Origin of the sequence: Allobrachymonas chironomi DSM 19884 (genome assembly GCF_000374625.1) — a bacterium.
In the GTDB taxonomy this organism is placed as follows: Bacteria; Pseudomonadota; Gammaproteobacteria; order Burkholderiales; family Burkholderiaceae_C; genus Brachymonas; species Brachymonas chironomi.
Map to the genome: position 1 here is coordinate 271,668 of NZ_KB894765.1, position 17,708 is coordinate 289,375.

Annotated in this window: 14 protein-coding genes; 10 read left to right on the forward strand and 4 right to left on the reverse strand. The window is 65.5% G+C overall.

Translation table 11 applies throughout. The features are described 5' to 3' along the window. Positions 1–47: 47 nt before the first annotated feature. Together ompR and C513_RS0101340 are read left to right on the forward strand one after the other, a co-directional pair. A complete protein-coding gene (gene ompR, locus C513_RS0101335) occupies positions 48–782 on the forward strand; it encodes an osmolarity response regulator transcription factor OmpR (protein ID WP_018714222.1) in 735 nt (244 codons plus the stop codon). Positions 783–911: 129 nt separating this feature from the next. Further along, positions 912–2,360, forward strand: a complete 1,449-nt coding sequence (locus C513_RS0101340; protein WP_245552781.1) for an ATP-binding protein — start codon at positions 912–914, stop codon at positions 2,358–2,360. An 8-nt stretch (positions 2,361–2,368) separates the two neighbouring features. Here C513_RS0101340 and ispF read toward each other — a convergent pair whose 3' ends face one another. Both ispF and ispD read right to left on the reverse strand, forming a co-directional pair. Then, on the reverse strand, positions 2,369–2,869 hold the full coding sequence (ispF, locus tag C513_RS0101345) for a 2-C-methyl-D-erythritol 2,4-cyclodiphosphate synthase (RefSeq protein WP_018714224.1): 501 nt from the start codon (positions 2,867–2,869) through the stop codon (positions 2,369–2,371). After that, positions 2,866–3,606, reverse strand: coding sequence for a 2-C-methyl-D-erythritol 4-phosphate cytidylyltransferase (gene ispD, locus C513_RS0101350; protein ID WP_018714225.1), 741 nt, complete (start codon positions 3,604–3,606; stop codon positions 2,866–2,868). The genes ispF and ispD overlap by 4 nt, the downstream gene beginning before the upstream one ends. A 111-nt stretch (positions 3,607–3,717) precedes the next feature. Here ispD and mfd point away from each other — a divergent pair, with 111 nt between their 5' ends. From mfd to C513_RS0101385, 7 genes are all read left to right on the forward strand, one after another. After that, positions 3,718–7,206 (forward strand): transcription-repair coupling factor, encoded by a 3,489-nt coding sequence (gene mfd / locus C513_RS0101355; protein WP_026320422.1) that lies wholly within the window; start codon positions 3,718–3,720, stop codon positions 7,204–7,206. A 131-nt stretch (positions 7,207–7,337) separates the two neighbouring features. Then, positions 7,338–8,048 carry a response regulator transcription factor gene (locus tag C513_RS0101360; RefSeq protein ID WP_026320423.1) on the forward strand — a complete coding sequence of 237 codons (711 nt, stop codon included), beginning with the start codon at positions 7,338–7,340 and terminating at the stop codon, positions 8,046–8,048. Positions 8,049–8,074: 26 nt separating this feature from the next. Next, positions 8,075–9,931 carry a sensor histidine kinase gene (locus C513_RS12385; protein ID WP_156816001.1) on the forward strand — a complete coding sequence of 619 codons (1,857 nt, stop codon included), beginning with the start codon at positions 8,075–8,077 and terminating at the stop codon, positions 9,929–9,931. A 42-nt stretch (positions 9,932–9,973) separates the two neighbouring features. Further along, positions 9,974–10,300, forward strand: coding sequence for a hypothetical protein (locus C513_RS13595; RefSeq protein WP_018714229.1), 327 nt, complete (start codon positions 9,974–9,976; stop codon positions 10,298–10,300). Between the two features lie 59 nt (positions 10,301–10,359). Beyond that, positions 10,360–11,499, forward strand: a complete 1,140-nt coding sequence (locus tag C513_RS0101375; RefSeq protein WP_018714230.1) for an NAD(P)/FAD-dependent oxidoreductase — start codon at positions 10,360–10,362, stop codon at positions 11,497–11,499. A 45-nt stretch (positions 11,500–11,544) separates the two neighbouring features. Continuing rightward, a complete protein-coding gene (gene serB, locus C513_RS0101380; RefSeq protein ID WP_018714231.1) occupies positions 11,545–12,249 on the forward strand; it encodes a phosphoserine phosphatase SerB in 705 nt (234 codons plus the stop codon). Beyond that, entirely contained in the window at positions 12,246–12,788 is a 543-nt protein-coding gene (locus C513_RS0101385) for a redoxin domain-containing protein (RefSeq protein ID WP_018714232.1), read from the forward strand. Before serB ends, C513_RS0101385 begins: the two co-directional genes overlap by 4 nt. Before the next feature lie 18 nt (positions 12,789–12,806). Here C513_RS0101385 and ppc read toward each other — a convergent pair whose 3' ends face one another. Both ppc and C513_RS0101395 read right to left on the reverse strand, forming a co-directional pair. Next, the gene (ppc, locus tag C513_RS0101390; protein WP_018714233.1) at positions 12,807–15,611 is read right to left on the reverse strand and encodes a phosphoenolpyruvate carboxylase; all 2,805 of its coding nucleotides are present in this window, start codon (positions 15,609–15,611) and stop codon (positions 12,807–12,809) included. 105 nt (positions 15,612–15,716) lie between these two features. Further along, positions 15,717–16,904: an aminotransferase-like domain-containing protein gene (locus tag C513_RS0101395; protein WP_018714234.1), complete on the reverse strand. Its 1,188-nt coding sequence runs from the start codon at positions 16,902–16,904 to the stop codon at positions 15,717–15,719. A 96-nt stretch (positions 16,905–17,000) separates the two neighbouring features. Between C513_RS0101395 and nth the strand changes: the two genes are divergently transcribed. Next, the gene (nth, locus tag C513_RS0101400) at positions 17,001–17,642 is read left to right on the forward strand and encodes an endonuclease III (protein WP_018714235.1); all 642 of its coding nucleotides are present in this window, start codon (positions 17,001–17,003) and stop codon (positions 17,640–17,642) included. The last annotated feature ends 66 nt before the right edge of the window (positions 17,643–17,708 follow it).

Sequence of the window (17,708 nt, forward strand, 5' to 3'; positions counted from 1 at the left end):
TTGCACCCTACCATCATTGGCATGTTACAAATTTCCGGAGGATCAGCATGAACCAGGCGAACGCCCGACCCGACAAGATCGTGATTGTCGATGACGACGCCCGTATCCGAGACCTGTTGCGCCGCTACCTGAGCCAGGAAGGCTTTGAAGTCATGGTGGCGGAGGACGGCAAGAACCTCAATCGCATCCTGCTGCGCGAAACAGTAGACCTGATCGTGCTGGATCTGATGCTGCCCGGCGAAGATGGCCTGTCCATCTGCCGCCGCCTGCGTGCAGCCAATGACCGTACCCCGATCATCATGCTCACCGCCAAGGGCGAGGATGTGGACCGCATTGTCGGTCTGGAAATCGGTGCCGATGACTATCTGGGCAAGCCCTTCAACCCGCGCGAGTTGCTGGCCCGCGTACACGCCGTGCTGCGTCGTCGCCCGGCGGTGGAGGCCCCCGGTGCGCCGGCCACCGAAACCGAGATCGTCAACTTCGGCAATTTCGTGTTCGACCTGAGCGCACGCACGCTGAAGAAGGACGGCGAGGACCTGCCGCTGACGACCGGCGAATTCGCCATGCTGAAGGCGCTGGTGCGTCACCCGCGCCAGCCGCTGTCGCGCGAGAAACTGGCCCAGCTGGCCCGTGGCCGCGAGTTCGAGCCCTTCGACCGCAGTCTGGACGTGCAGGTATCGCGCCTGCGCAAGCTGATCGAATCCGACCCGGCATCGCCGCGCTATATCCAGACCGTCTGGGGCGTGGGCTATGTCTTCGTGCCGGACGGCAACAACAACTGATAGACCCGCAGTGATACGGCCCGCTGCCAGTCCCGCGCTGGCATCGGCTTGCCTGCCCTGCCCCGCTTTTTCCCGAGTTTCACACCGGCGCGCTGTCCTGGCGTACCGGTAATCTCCGGCTGATTCCGCATGCGCCCAGAAGAATCCCACGCACCGACTCCTGCCCCGGCCAGCCCCGAGCCCGCCACGGGCGCGCGTCCCATGCTGCGCAAGGGCGTCGAGGCCACTTCTGCCCTGCTCGGATCGGCAGTGCCGACGCGCTGGGGCCTGAACCTGTTCTGGCGTACCTTCATCATGATTGCGGTGATGCTGCTGGTGAGCACGATCAGCTGGCTGGTCACCATCCGCACCGCCAACATGGAGCCGCGTGCGACCCAGACGGCACAGCAGATCGCCTCGCTGGTCAACCTGAGCCGCACGGCGCTGATCTACTCCGATGCGATCACGCGCTTTTCGCTGATCCGCGAGCTGGCCGAGGAAGAAAGCGTGCGCATCCTGCTGCGCGAACCCGACGATGCCATCCTGCCAATGGCCAGCAGCCCGTTCAATGACCAGGTGGCACGCGAACTGCAACAGCGCCTCGGCACGGACACGGTGCTGGCCAGCCAGGTGAATGGCGAAAAGGGTCTGTGGATCGGCTTTACCATCGACAGCGATGCCTATTGGCTGCTGACCGACGAATCGCGCATTACCCAGTTGGGTGGCACCACCTGGCTGATCTGGCTGCTGATGGCCGCAGCGCTGTCACTGGTCGGGGCCGCGGTCATTGCCGGTCTGGTCAACCGGCCGCTGAAGCAGCTCTCGGTGGCCATCGGCAAGGTGCGGCTGGGCAACTACAACGATGCCCACCTGGACGAGGAAGTGCCGGCACGTGAGCTGCGCGAGGTGAATATCGGCTTCAACCGCATGGTGGAGCAGTTGTCGGCGGTGGAGCAGGAGCGCGTGGTGATGCTGGCCGGCATCTCGCACGATGTGCGCACACCGCTGGCTCGCCTGCGGCTGGAAGTGGAGATGAGCGTGCCCGACGAGGAATCACGCAAATACATGGCGGCCGACATCGAGCAGGTGGACGGCATCATCAACAAGTTCATGGACTACGCCCGCCCGGATGGACGCGAACTGGCCGCGGTGGCGCTGGCGGATGTGGTGCGCACCAGTGCCTATCCCTACCAGAACCAGGACGATATGCTGCTGCGCATCGATGTGCCGGACAACCTGAAGGTCAAGGCCGACGAGATCGAGTTGGCACGGGTGATTTCCAACCTGCTGGAGAATGCCCGCCGCTATGGCAAGACGCCGGGCAGGGAGCTGACCGAAGTTAGCATGAAGGCGCGTGCCGAAGGCAATTTTGTGCTGCTGGAGTTTGCCGACCAGGGCAGCGGCGTACCGCCGGAGATGCTGGACCGGCTGACGCAGCCGTTCTACCGTGCCGACGAGGCGCGCACCTCGGCCGTGGGCAGCGGCCTCGGTCTGGCCATCGTGAAGAAGGTGGTGGAGCACATGGGCGGCGCGCTGCAGCTGAGCAATGGCAAGGAAGGCGGCCTGCAGGCCAACCTGCGCCTGCCCAAGGCCAAGTAAGCCAGCGCTCAGGCCAACGGGAACAGCAGCAGCACAGCGCGGGCTTCCATACTCTGCTCCAGCCCGACCGGGCCCAGCTTCTCCGCCGTCTTGGCCTTGACATTGACCTGGTCGCGCGTGATGCCGAGACAGGCCGCAATGCTTTCCGCCATGGCCGGCTTGTAGGCTGCCAGCTTGGGCTTTTGCGCGATCACCGTGCAGTCCACATTGCCGACCTGCCAGCCGGCTTCGCGCACACGGCGCATGGCTTCGCGCAGCAGCACGCGCGAATCGGCCCCCTTGAAGGCCGGATCGGTATCGGGAAACAGCGTGCCAATGTCGGCCATGCCGGCGGCGCCGAGCAGCGCATCGGTGATGGCGTGCAGCAGCACATCGGCATCGGAATGGCCAAGCAGGCCCTTGTCGTGCGGGATTTGCACGCCGCCCAGCCAGAGCTCGCGGCCTGCGACCAGCTGGTGCGTGTCCCAGCCTTCACCGATACGGAATGGAGGAAAAGTGGCAGTCGTCATGGCTGGATTGTCCCATGGCTGGCGCTGGCGCGCGCCTGCAGCACGGCTTCGGCCAGCGCGAAGTCATCGGCGTAGGTGACCTTGAAGTTCCAGGCACTGCCCTGCACCAGTAGCGGCTGCAGGCCGGCGAGCTCAATCGCGCTGGATTCGTCGGTGATGGCCCCGGGGGCACGCTGTAGACTGTGCTCCAGCGCCTGCAGCAGCAGGCCGATGCGGAACATCTGCGGTGTCTGGGCCAGCCACTTGTCAGCGCGCGGGATGGTGGCCTGCACCCGGGCATCGGCATTCTGCTGCTTGAGGGTATCAGGCAAAGGCAGGGCCAGCAGGCCGCCGACGGCATCATCGACGCAGGCCGTGATGAGTTGGCCGATTTGCGCCGCGGTCAGCAAACAGCGCGCAGCATCGTGGACCAGTACCCAGTCGTGATCAGGCACGCCCTGCTGACGCAGCTGGCGCAGGCCGTTGCGCACGCTTTCGGCACGGCTGTTGCCGCCCACACGGGCGCGCTGCAGCTTGTCGGCCGGCAGCGGCAACGTTTCGCCGTGGGCATCATCGGGGGCCAGTACCAGCAGGATGGCATCGATCTGCGGGCAAGCGTCAAAGGCGGCCACGGTGTGCCAGAGCATGGGCTGGCCGGCCAGGTCCACGTATTGCTTGGGGATGCGGGCACCGGAACGGCTGCCGGTGCCGGCACAGGGAATCAGGGCGTGCATGCGGGGGGTGTCCATGTCCTGCATTGTGCCTTGCAGCAGCCGTCACGCGCATGAGCTCAGGCTCTTTTAAAATGCCGTCATTGCCCATCGCCCTGCCCAAGCCGATGGGTGTTGCTGTTTGTCCGCATCTCGCCCATGAAACTCCCCAAACTCACTCCCGGCCAGCGCCATACCATGCCACGTCCGCTGGCGTCGGCCGATGCCGCCCTGCTGGCCCGGCTGGCCGCGCGCGACAAGGCCGACGGCCGCTGCATGGCCATCGTCACCTCGGATGCGGCGGATGCCCAGCGCCTGCTGGATGAGCTGCCGTTTTTTGATCCGGCACTGCGCTGCGTCCTGTTTCCGGACTGGGAAACCCTGCCCTATGACAGCTTCTCGCCGCACCAGGACCTGATCAGCGAGCGTCTGGCGACGCTGTGGCGTATCAGCCAGCACGACCGCCATGACGGTGCCGATGTGGTGCTGATTCCGGCCAGCACGGCGCTCTACCGGCTCGGCCCACCCTCCTTTCTGGCCGGTTATACCTTCCATTTCAAGACCGGCCAACAGCTGGACGAGGCGGCGCTGCGACGTCAGCTGACCATGGCCGGCTATGCCCATGTGAGCCAGGTGGTGAGCCCCGGCGAATATGCGGTGCGCGGCAGCCTGATCGACCTGTACCCGATGGGCGCGGAGCAGCCGTACCGGGTGGATCTGTTTGATGACGAGATCGACAGCATCCGTACCTTTGACCCGGACAGCCAGCGCAGCCTGGACCCGGTACAGGAAGTGCGCCTGCTGCCGGGACGCGAATTCCCGATGGACGATGCAGCACGCTCCCGCTTCCGCAACAAGTGGCGCGAGCTGATGGAGGGCGACCCGACGCGCAGCCGCATCTACAAGGACATGGGCGAAGGCCTGGCAACCGCCGGTATCGAGTACTACCTGCCGCTGTTCTTTGACGAGACGGCCTCCGTGTTCGATTACCTGCCGGCGGCCAGTACCCTGGTGCTGCACGATGCGCTGGAGCAGCCATTCCAGCGCTTCTGGCAGGACACGCGCGAACGCTACCGGCTGATGGCCGGTGACCCGGAGCGTCCGGCACTGCCGCCCGAAGCCCTGTTCCTGAGCGAGGAGCAGTTTTTCACCCAGGCCAAGCGCTTCGCCCAGTTGTCGCTGCGCCCGCATGGTGGCGATACCAGCTTGTATCCCGAGTTTGCCGCGCTGCCCGACGTGTCTGCCGCACGCGGCAGCGAGGATCCCTTGCTGCGCCTGCAGGGCCATGTGCAGCTCAGCCCGCATCGCGTGCTGCTGCTGGCCGAGAGTGCCGGCCGGCGCGAGAGCCTGCTCGATTTCCTGCGCGCCAGCCATCTGCAGCCGGTAGCGATCGACAGCCTGCAGGAGTTCCTCGACAACGGCGAAAAAATCGGTCTGGCGGCATCGCCGCTGATGGCAGGTTTTGCCTGGAACGAGCTCGGTATTGACCTGATCACCGAAGCCGAGCTGTTTGCCGGCAGCGGCGGCGTGACGCACCGCCGCCGTCGCCGCCAGGAGCAGGCCAGCGATGTCGATACCCTGATCAAGGATCTGAGCGAGCTGAAGGTCGGCGACCCGGTGGTGCACAGTGCGCACGGCATTGGCCGCTACCAGGGCCTGATCAACATGGACGTGGGGCAGAAGAACCCGGACGGATCGGCCGCGCTGCAGGAGTTCCTGCATCTGGAATACGCCGGTGATGCCACGCTGTACGTGCCGGTCAGCCAGCTGCACCTGATCAGCCGCTACACCGGCGTCAGTGCCGATGACGCACCGCTGCACAAGCTGGGAGGCAGCCAGTGGGAAAAGGCCAAGCGCAAGGCGGCCGAGCAGGTACGCGACACGGCGGCCGAACTGCTGAATATCTACGCCCGCCGTGCTGCGCGTGAAGGCTTTGCCTTTCGCTTCTCGCCGGCCGATTACGAGGTGTTTGCCAACGACTTCGGCTTTGACGAAACCGCCGACCAGCTGGCCGCCATCCACAGCGTGATCCAGGACATGGTGTCGCCACGCCCGATGGACCGGCTGGTGTGCGGCGATGTCGGCTTCGGCAAGACCGAAGTCGCCCTGCGCGCCGCCTTTGTCGCCGTGACCGGCGGCAAGCAGGTGGCCTTTCTGGCGCCCACCACGCTGCTGGCCGAACAGCACTTCCAGACCCTGAAAGACCGTTTTGCCAAGTGGCCGGTGAGGGTGGCCGAAATCTCGCGCTTCCGCTCCGGCAAGGAAGTCACGGCGGCCATCAAGGGGATTGCCGATGGCACGGTCGATATCGTCGTGGGCACACACAAGCTCTTGTCGAGCGAGGTGCAGTTCAAGAACCTGGGCCTGCTGATCATTGACGAGGAGCACCGCTTTGGCGTGCGCCACAAGGAGCAGATGAAGCAGATGCGCGCCGAAGTGGACGTGCTGACGCTGACCGCCACCCCGATCCCGCGCACCATGGGCATGGCGCTGGAAGGGCTGCGTGACCTGAGCGTGATTGCCACCGCACCGCAGCGCCGCCTGGCGATCAAGACCTTTGTGCGCAGCGAGAACAGCGGCGTGATCCGCGAGGCGGTGCTGCGCGAGCTGATGCGCGGCGGTCAGGTCTATTTCCTGCACAACGAGGTCGACACCATCGAAAACCGGCGCCAGAAGCTGGAGGAAATCCTGCCCGAGGCGCGCATTGCGGTAGCGCACGGCCAGATGCCCGAGCGCGAGCTGGAGCGCGTGATGCGCGATTTCGTGGCGCAGCGCTTCAACATCCTGCTGTGCTCCACCATCATCGAAACCGGCATCGACGTGCCGACCGCCAACACCATCCTGATCAGCCGCGCCGACAAATTCGGCCTGGCGCAGCTGCACCAGTTGCGCGGACGCGTCGGCCGCAGCCACCACCAGGCCTATGCCTACCTGATGGTGCCCGATATCGAGGGCCTGACCAAGCAGGCCGCGCAGCGGCTCGATGCGATCCAGCAAATGGAAGAGCTCGGCAGCGGCTTCTACCTGGCGATGCACGACCTGGAAATCCGCGGTGCCGGCGAGGTGCTGGGTGACAACCAGAGCGGCAACATGATGGAAATCGGCTTCCAGCTCTACAACGAGATGCTGTCCGAGGCGGTGGAACAGCTCAAGGCCGGCAAGGAGCCCGATCTGCTGTCCCCGCTGCAGGCCGTCACCGAAATCAACCTGCATGCGCCGGCGCTGCTGCCCGATGACTACTGCGGCGATGTGCACCTGCGGCTGTCGTTCTACAAGAAACTGGCCACGGCCAAGACCGCCGACCAGGTGGATCGCCTGCTGGAAGAGCTGGTCGACCGCTTCGGCAAGCTGCCGCCACAGGCCGAAACGCTGGTCTATGTGCACCGGCTGCGCGTGATGAGCCAGCCCTACGGCGTGCTCAAGGTGGAAGCGGCACCGACGGTGATCACCATTACCTTCAAGCCGAATCCGCCGGTGGATCCGATGGCCATCATCCAGCTGATCCAGAAGAACAGGCATATCAAGCTGGCCGGCAACGAGAAACTGCGCATCGAGCGGGCACTGGAAAAACCGCTGGATCGGGCGCTGCTGGTGCGCGATATCCTCAAGAGCCTGGGACAGCCACTGAAAGAGACCGGCACCGCCTGAGTGGAATAACCCGGTTTATGGGGATTGCCTGTGCCATGGCGATCCCCTATGGTAGCCAGCATGGGCGGGTTTACGCTTGCCAAGCACCACCCGTATTGTCCGATGCCTATTCCGAGTGCCAGAACATGACCATGCCCGCCTTCACCCTGCCGCCGATGGATTGCCTGCCTGCCCCCGTGCTGATCGTGGAGGATGAATCGCTGATGCGCGAGAAGCTGCTGCGCCTGCTGCTGCAGCTGGGCTACGCGCAGGACGCCCTGGTGTTCGTCACGAATCTGGCCGAAGCACGTCACTGGCTGGCGCAAAACCCGGCCGCCCTGGCCCTGGTCGATATCGGCCTGCCCGATGGCAGCGGCCTGGACCTGATCGCCGACATGCGCGCGGAGGACCCGGCGATGAGCATCCTGGTGGTGTCATCCTGGAGCACCGAGGACATCATCTTGCAGGCCCTGAAGTGCGGTGCCACCGGCTACGTGCTGAAGGAGCGTGACGACATGGAGATCGCGCTGTCGATCCGCAGCGTGCTGCGCGGTGGCGCCCCGATCGACCCCTTCATTGCACGGCGCATCCTGGAGCAACTGCCGGATGCGCCGAAAGCCGAAAAAGCCAGCCCGCCGCCGCTGCGCAGCCGCCAGAATCCCGACGAAGAGGCCCTGACCCGACGCGAATATGGCATCCTGCAACTGGTAGCCGAAGGTCTGAGCAACCGCGAAATTGCCGAACGCCTGTTCCTCTCACGTCATACGATCGAATGCCACATCAAGCACATCTACCGCAAGCTGGCCGTTTCCGGGCGTACCCGTGCCGTGTACGAAGCGCGTGCGCGCGGCTTGCTGTCCTGATCGTCTGCTGGTTGTGGCTGCTGCCATTGCCAGCAACAGCCACGACTTCCCTCGCGTTTCCGGTTCCGCAGGCATCGGCCCAGGAACCGGCCAGCGCCTGCCAGCCGCAGATTCTCTCGATCCAGGCCGCGCAAGCCGGTGCCAACCCCGACCAGCGTCCGGTCACCGGCTGGCAGGAAGTCGCGCTACCCGACCAGTGGTCGAAGCGCTGGCCCGGTTACGGCGGCACCGCCTGGTACCGCATCCGCTGGCAGCAGCCCTGCCATGCGGCCGTCGGCGTGACACTGGATTCGCTCAGTCAGGCCGGCGCGTTCTACCTGAACGAGGAGCTGATCTGGAGTGACCCGCAGTTCAGCGAGCCGCTGCCACGCAACTGGAACCTGCCGCACTATTGGCTCCTGCCGGCCAGCTCGCTGCAGCCCGGCGAGAACACGCTGTGGTTCCGTGTCACCGGCGTGCACTACCAGCTGGCCGGACTGGGTCGCCTCAGTCTGGGCGATCCGTCCACGCAGCATGCGCTGCAGCAGGACCAGATCCTGCTGCAACGCACCTGGCTGCAGGCCGATATCGCCCTCTCCTTCACCCTCAGCGTGCTGAGTCTGCTGGTCTGGCTGTCCTACCGCCGCGCCACGGTGTTTGGCTGGTTTGCCCTGCTGACCGGTTCCTGGGTGGCATTTGCCAGCTGCCTGCTGCTGACCTCGCCCTGGCCCTGGCCCGATACGGCATCGCTGGAGCGCTTCACGGTGAGCGCACTGGTGTTCTACTGCGCCTGTTTTGCGCTGTTCAGCTGGTCGTTTGCCGAGATGCACTGGCCACGTGCCCGCCGCGCAGTGCTGGTCACGGCGGCGCTACTGATCCTGCTGCCGTGGCTCACCCCGGAGCGCTGGCTGGGCTACAGCACCCTGTTTGCGTTCGTGCTGAGCTCGTCGCTGATCCTGCTCAACTGCCTGCTGCTGCAATGGCCACTGTGGCGCAGGCGCCCGCTGGTGCTGCCCCAGGTGCTGCTGGCGCTCTGGCTGCTGTCGGTGCTGGTGATCGGCCTGCATGACCTGACCGTGGTGCTGTTCTTCCCGCACGAGCGCAATGTGCTGACGCCCTACTCCGGCATCGCCACGCTGCTGTGCATGGGCATGCTGATGGCACTGCGCGTGGCGCGCGACATGCGGCGCATCCGGCGCTTCAACCAGGAGCTCAAGCGGAGCGTGGAAGAGGCGCGCCAGGATCTGCTGGAAGTCAGCGAGCGTCAACTCGCCATGGAGCGTGAACGCTCCCGGCTGCAGGCGCGCATGGATCTGACGCATGACCTGCACGATGGCCTGGGCAGCTCGCTGGTGCGCGCCATCGTCAGCGTGGAGCATGCCATGGGGCCGATGAGCAACCAGGCCTTCCTCGGCTACCTCAAGGTGCTGCGCGATGACCTGCGCCAGATCCTCGATACCGAAGCCAGCTCCACCAGCAAGCCGGCGGCCACGCCGGCCCAGTGGCTGGCGCCGGTCCGACACCGATTCGGCATGCTGTTCGACGAAATCGGCATGGATGTCTCCTGGCAGATTCCGGCCAGCTGGCCGATCCGGCCACAGGCCCGTCTGTGCCTGGCGCTGTCACGGGTGCTGGAAGAAGCCCTGACCAACATCGTCAAGCACAGCCAGGCCAGCCAGGTGCAGGTGGCGTTGCAGCGTATGGACGATCCCGCCGGCATGCAGCTGTGCGTCACGGACAACGGACGCGGCTTCGATGTGGCCGCCATGGAGCAGGCCGGCACCGGGGTTGGCCTGCAGAGCATGCGCGCCCGCATCGAACGTCTTGGGGGACAATGGCAGATCAGCTCGGACAGCCACGGAACGCGCATCTGCCTCCTGCTGCCCGGTGATCCGCCAGCCTGATCCCGGCCGATCTGTTCCGCACTTGCACCGGAGAGACGCACCATGCCACAGTCCCGCCGCACCAGCCAGGTTCCCGGCATGATCCTGGTCGATGCCTACCTGATCCCGGCCGAGCAGGCCGATGCCTACATCGCCGCACGGGAAGCCCTGGCCGACAAGGCCACGCGCGTCCTGCAGGAGATGTGCGTCAGCGTGGAACGCTGCTGGGCCGGCAGCCAGGACGGCGAGGCCATCGTCGGCCTGGATGCCCGGGGCCGGATCCAGGCCCTCACCCATCTCGATCCCGATGCCGTGAGCGCGCTCGGCGAGCTGGACGATGCCGCCCTGCGTGACTGGTTTCTGCTGCAGGACAAGCCCGCAAAACCCTGAGCGACAGCGGGCTGGCCGCTGTGCTATCGTGCCTGTCAGCATCACCAGGAGCCAGCGCCATGAGCACACCGCATGTCGATTACCTGATCATCGGTGCCGGCATCGCCGGTGCCTCGACCGGCTACTGGCTGGCCCCGCATGGCAGCGTGCAACTGCTGGAGCGCGAATCACAGCCCGGCTACCACTCGACCGGCCGCTCTGCCGCCATGTTCATGGAGTGCTACGGCAACGCCCAGGTGCGCGCGCTGACACGTGCCAGCCGCCCCTTCCTGCAACAGCCTCCCGCCGGCTTTGCCGAACACCCGCTGCTGCATACGCGCGGCAGCGTGCTGGTTGCCGCCCCTGGCGACGAAGCCAGGCTGCAGCAGGAATGGCAGATCCTGCGCGAACGCTCGCCGCAACTGCAGCTGCTCAGTGCCGATGCGGTCTGTGCGCTGGTGCCGGTGCTGCGCCCGGACAAGGTGCTCGGTGGCATTCTGGATCCCGATGCCGCCGATATCGATGCCCATGCGCTGCACCAGGGCTATCTGCACGGCCTGCACCATGCCGGCGGGCGCGTCAGCACGAACGCCGAAGTCAGCGCCATCCGGCGCGTGGACGGACGCTGGCTGGTCTCGGCCAGTGGCCAGGACTGGAACGCTGCGGTACTGGTCAACGCTGCCGGTGCCTGGGCAGACGAGATCGCCGCACTGGCCGGCGTGCCGCGTATCGGACTGGAGCCGCGCCGGCGCACCGCCTTCACCTTTGCCGCTCCCGCCGGGCTGGACTTCCAGCACTGGCCGATGGTCGAGAACATCCACGAACAGTGGTATTTCAAGCCCGATGCCGGCCAGCTGCTGGCCTCTCCCGCCAATGCCGATCCGGTCGCACCGCAGGATGTGCAGCCGGAGGAAATCGATATTGCCACCGGCATCTGGCATGTGGAGGAGCAGACCACGCTGCAGGTGCTGCGCCCCTTCCACGCCTGGGCCGGGCTGCGCAGCTTTGTCGCCGACGGCGGACTGGTCAACGGTTACGATCCCGAGGTGCCGGGCTTCTTCTGGGTCGCTGCACAAGGGGGCTACGGCATCCAGACCAGCGCCGCCATGGGCCAGGCCGCCGCCGCCCTGCTGCGCGGCCAGCCACTGCCACCACAGCTGCTGCAGGAAGGCCTGGACCAGGCCATGCTGGGCCCGGCGCGGCTGCGGCAGCCGGCCTGAGCCCCTACAATGACCATCCATACCGATCACCCTTCCCCACACACCATGAGCACTGACGACAGCCTGGTCATCCAGGAGCAACCGCCCTTTTCCCGCCTGAGCGATTACCGCCTGATCGCCTTCGACATGGACTCGACCCTGATCAATATCGAGTGCGTGGACGAGATTGCCGATGCCGTCGGCAAGAAGGCCGAAGTGGCCGCCATCACCGAGGCCGCCATGCAGGGCATCATCACCGATTTCAAGGACAGCCTGCGTCAGCGCGTGGCCCTGCTCGAAGGTGTGCCGGAAAGCGCGCTGCAGCAGATCTACGACCAGCGCCTGCAGCTCAATCCGGGAGCCGAAACCCTGGTGCGCGCCTGCCAGCAGGCCGGCCTGAAGACGCTGCTGGTATCCGGCGGCTTCACCTTCTTCACCGAACGCATCCGCGAGCGTCTGGGACTGGACTTCACGCGCTCCAACCTGCTCGAGGTACGTGACGGCAAGCTCACCGGCCGCATCCTGGAACAGCCCTGGGGCGATATCTGCGACGGCCAGGAAAAGGCCCGCAGCCTGCTTGAAGTGGCCACGCTGATGGGCGTAGAGCCGCAGCGCTGCATCGCCGTGGGCGATGGTGCCAATGACCTGAAAATGATGGCCGAAGCCGGTGTCTCGGTCGCCTACCACGCGAAGCCGACGGTGCGCCGTCAGGCCATGGTGGCAATCAACCAGGGCGGACTGGACCGCCTGCTGGAAGTGCTGCCAGCATGACGGCATCGGACCAGCCGGGCTGGTGGCAACGCAACCGCAAGTCGCTGCTGGTCCAGCTGGCGCTCTTCCTGCTGGTGGCGTTCGGCATCCAGGCCTGGCAAACACGCCACATGGCCAGCGGCCAGGCACCGGATGTGACCATCCAGCGTGCCCTGTCACCCCAGCAGGCACTCAGCCTGGCCGACTGGCGCCAGCAGCAAGCCGGCGAACCGGTGGTGCTCTACTTCTGGGCCAGCTGGTGCACCATCTGCCGCCTGGAGCAGCCCATGATCAACGGCTTGATCCAGAGCCAGCCGGTGCTGCCAATCGCCATGCAGTCCGGCCCGGCCAGCCAGGTGCTGGGCTACGAGCGCCAGCACGGCCTGAACTGGAACAGCGTGGTCGATCCCGATGGCAGCATGGCACGCCATTTTGGCGTCAGTGCCACGCCGAGCTTTGTCGTGCTCGATGCCCAAGGCAACATCAGCAGCACCACCGTCGGCCTGACCAGCCCCTGGGGGCTGCGGCTACGACTGTGGCGCGCCCGGCTGGCGGGCTGAACCGCCCGCCGCCCTCCCTTAACCGGTGTTGCGCAAGCCTGCGGCAATACCGTTGACCGACAGGTGGATGCCCCGCTTGAGTCGCGCCGACTGGTGATGCCACTCGGTCGGGGCCGATGCCTGCGGTGCTGCCGCCAGATCCTGGCTGCAGGCACGATGCCGGCGCATCAGCTCGACCTGCAAGTGGTTCAGCGGATCGATATACGGGAAGCGGTGCGCAATCGAGCGCGCCAGCGCCGGGTTGGCCGCCAGCCGGTCGGCTTCGCCGGTGATCAGCGCCAGCATATCGTGCGTCATCTGCCACTCGGCCCGGATCGCGCCAAAAATGCGCTGCCCCAGCTCGCGGTCCTCCACCAGCTCGACATAGCGCTCGGCCAGGCCCAGATCGGTCTTGGACAGCACCATGTCCAGGTTCGACAGCAACATGGCAAAGAACGGCCAGTCGCGGTACATCTGCTGCAACAGCTGCAAGCGCTGCGGATCGTCCTGCAGCCAGTGGCGCACGCCGCTGCCAAAACCGGCCCAGCCCGGCAGCGCCACACGCGCCTGACCCCAGCTGAAGCCCCAGGGAATGGCGCGCAAATCCTCGATGCGGCGCGTGGCCTTGCGGCTGGCCGGACGTGAGCCGATGTTGAGTTCGGCAATTTCGCGCAGCGGCGTGGCGGCCAGAAAGTAATCGGCAAAACCTGGCGATTCGTACACCAGTGCACGGTAGGCAGCGAAGCAGGCATCGCTGATCTGCTGCGCCGCCTGCAGATAGGCCTCGGGCAGCGCCCGGGTAGGCGGCAGCAGGCTGGCTTCCAGCGTCGCGGCGACCAGCGTTTCCAGATTGCGTCGGCCAATGTCCGGATGCGCGTACTTGGAAGCGATCACCTCACCCTGTTCGGTCAGGCGCAGCTGACCATGCACCGTCCCTGGCGGCTGCGCCAGGATCGCCTGGTAGCTCGGACCGCCCCCGCGGCCCACGGTACCGCCACGGCCATGGAACAGCCGCAGCTGCAGGCCGTGCTGGACACGCAGCGGTTGGAATAGCGTCAGCAGCTCCTGCTCGGCCTGGTACAGGCTCCAGTTGCTGGTGAACATGCCGCCATCCTTGTTGCTGTCGCTGTAGCCGAGCATGATGTCCTGCTCGGCACCGCTGGCCAGCACCATCTCGAACACGCCCGGCAGCGCATACCACTCGCGCATGATGCGCGTGGCTGCCTGCAGGTCGCCAATGGTCTCGAACAGCGGCGACACGATCAGCCGGTTGTGCACCTGCGGCGTACCGAAGTCGCGCAGCAGGCCGGTTTCCTTCATCAGCACCATCACTTCCAGCAGGTCACTCACCTCCTCGGTGTGCGAGATGATGCAATGGCGCAGTGCATGGCGGCCATATTGTTCCAGATGCTGCAGTGCGGTGCCGAACACCGCCAGCTCGGCCTGCAGCTTGTCGCTGTAGGCCGCATGTGGCACACGCAGCGGACGCACATCGTTCAGCACCGCCAGCAGGCAGCTGCGCTTGCCGGCTTCGTCCAGCGCACTGTAATCGTCCTGCAGCCGCGCCACGCGCAACAGCTCGGCCACCACCTCCTCATGCTCTTCCGAGTTCTGGCGCAGGTCCAGCGTTGCCAGATGAAAGCCGAACACTTCCACTGCACGCAGCAGCTCGCCCAGACGCAGTGCCAGCAGCGGCACGCCATGGTGATCGCGCAAGGACTGCTCCAGCACGCGCAGGTCGGCCAGCAACTCGTCGGCGCTGGCATAGGGTTGACCAGTCACCACCGGAATCTGCGGCGCCTCGATGCCGGTACGCTGCTTCAGCGTCGCCGCCACGCGCGCATACATGCCGATCGCAGCGCGCCGGTAGGGCTCGTCCTTGCGGTGCGGATTGGTATCGCCGGCGGCATCGGCCAGCTGCTGCAGCTCGGCACTCACGCTCACCAGACCGCTGGACATGGACAGTTCCAGCCCCAGCGCATTCAGCTCGTGCAGATAGTGCAGCAGCGCCGTCTCGCACTGCAGCCGGAACGCCAGCGCCAGGGTCTCGGCACCGACAAAGGGGTTGCCGTCACGGTCGCCACCCATCCAGTGGCCCATGCGGAAGAACGGCGCAATCGCCTGCCCTGGCAGCGCCTGTTCCAGCTCCTGGTACATGCGTGGCAATTCACGCAGAAACGTGTTGTGGTAATAGGCCAGCGCGTTGCGGATCTCGTCGGCAACGCTGAGTTTTTCATCGCGCAGCATGCGCGTCTGCCACAGCTGCGTGATACGCGCCTTCAGCAGCAGCGTGTTGTGTTCCTGCTCGCGCGGCGTCAGCTGCTGATCACGCTCCGCCACCAGCTGGGCAATCGCGCGCTCGGCGGCCAGGATGATGGTGCGCTGCACCTCGGTCGGGTGCGCGGTGAGCACCGGCGAGACATGCGCCGTCTGCAGCAACTCGGCAATGCGCCGGGCCGACACGCCCTGCTGCTGCAGCCGCTGCAGCGTGCCCTGCAGCGATCCCGCCTGCACATCGCCTCGGCGCTCGTGGTAAACACGGCGGCGGATGTAGTGGTTGTCTTCGGCAATATTCGCCAGGTGCGAGAAATAGCTGAAGGCACGCACCACCTGCACCGTCTGCTCCAGCGTCAGGCCCTTGAGCAGACTGTCCATCTGCTCGCCGGCACCGGTATCGTGTTTCAGCCGGTAGGCCACCGACAGCTGACGGATGTTTTCCACCAGCGCGTAGGTGGCTTCGCCCTCCTGTTCACGGATCACGTCGCCCAGCAGCTTGCCCAGCAGCCGGATATCCTCGATCAAGGGCTGCTCCTTGCTGGCAGCGTTATTGTCGTGTGCACCCATGTGCCAACTCCTTGTGCAAATCAGATAAGTTCAAATCCATTCAGGGCCAGGTCGCAGCAGTGCCCTATCCGCCAGGCTGGGCGGCAACCAACACGCCAAAATTGCTTACAGGGCGCGTGCCATGCGCGCGATGCCTTCCGCAATCCGCTCCAGGTCCGATGTGGCAAAGCTCATGCGGAAACAGCTGGCATCGGGATTTTCGGCAAAGAACGGCGCACCCGGCACAAAGGCCACCAGTTGTTCGACGGCACGCTGCGAAAACGCAGTGGCATCACGCTCGCCACCATGTGCTCCGGTCAGGCGCACCCAGAAGAACATGCCGCCTCCCGGCTGCACAAAGCTGACCGCATCGCCCAGCTGCGTGCGCAGCTGTTCGGCCATGCAGGCGGCGCGTTCGGCATAGACCTTGCGCACCTGGGTCACCGCCTGCGGCAGGCGGTTGCTCTGCAGGTAGGCGGCGGCCGTGGCCTGGGCATAGGTGCTGGTATTGGCGTCGCTGAACTGCTTGCACATCACGGCATTGGCCAGCAGCGCCGGCGGCCCCACCAGCCAGCCCAGACGCAGGCCGGGCGACAGGATCTTGCTCAGGCTGCCGCAGTGCGCCAGCCAGTCGCGGCTGCCCGGCACATCCTTGCTCAACGCCAGCAGGCTGGGCGGCGGTGGCGCATCGAAATACAGGTCGCCATAGGGATCATCCTCCACCACCAGCACCTGGTACTGTGCCGCCAGCTCCAGCACGCGCTTGCGGCGCTCCAGCGACAGCATGGCACCGCTGGGGTTGCCGAAGGTGGGGATCAGGTAGACCAGCTTCGGCTGGTGCTCGCAGATCAGCTGTTCCAGCGCGTCCACCTGCACGCCCTGCTCGTCGATAGGCGCACTGATGACTTCAGCGCCATAGAGGCGGAAGCACTGGATGGTGGCCAGAAAGGTCGGCCCTTCGACAATCACCTTGTCGCCGGGCGTGATCAGGCACTTGCCGATCAGGTCGAGTGCCTGCTGGCTGCCAGTGGTGACGATAAAGTCCTGCTCCTGCAGCGGTGCGCTCTTGTTGGCGCTGTAGAGCGCAATCTGCTCCTTCAGCGGACCAAAGCCTTCCGTGGCTCCGTACTGCAGCGCCGCGCCCGGCCAATGCGCCAGCGCATCCACACTGGCGGCACGCAGGCCATCCACATCAAACAGGCCCGGATCCGGAAAGCCCCCGGCAAAGCTGATGATGCCCGGCTTGCCAAGCAGCTTGAACAGCTCGCGGATAGCCGACGTTTCACAGTGTTGCAGGCGTTGGGCAAATTGCACGGGGTTCTCCTTGAAACGGCATGACGCACGGATTCGGGCGGCCATGCCACAATCGGTGATTCTGAAAAGAGCAACTATACGCCAGCCCGTCACCCCATGAAAAAAGAAGCCATCGTCTCCTTCTTCAGCACCCTGCAAGCCGCCAATCCCGAGCCGGAAACCGAGCTCGCATACGACACGCCGTTCGAGCTGCTGATCGCCGTGCTGCTGAGTGCGCAGGCCACCGACATCGGCGTCAACAAGGCCACGCGCCTGCTCTACCCGGTGGCCAACACGCCGCAGGCGATCCTGGATCTGGGCCTGGAAGTGCTGGAGAGCTACATCAAGACGATCGGCCTGTACCGCAGCAAGGCCAGGCACATCATGCAGACCTGTCGCATCCTGTTGGATGAACACGCCGGCGAGGTGCCGCGCACGCGCGAAGCGCTCGAAAAGCTGCCGGGCGTGGGCCGCAAGACCGCCAACGTGGTGCTCAACGTGGCCTTTGGCGAGCCGACCATGGCCGTCGATACGCATATCTTCCGGGTCGGCAACCGCACCGGCCTGGCACCGGGCAAGACCGTTCTGGAGGTCGAGAAGAAACTGCTCAGGCGCATCCCGAAAGAGTTCCTGCTGCACGCCCACCACTGGCTGATCCTGCACGGACGCTATGTCTGCAAGGCACGCACGCCCGAGTGCTGGCGCTGCAGCGTGGCCCCGTTCTGCGACTACAAGCCCAAGACCATGGCCAAGAAGTAGCCAGGGCCTGCATCTTGCGATACAGGCCCTGGCAGACAGGTGCACGACCGGCCCGGACGAACCGGT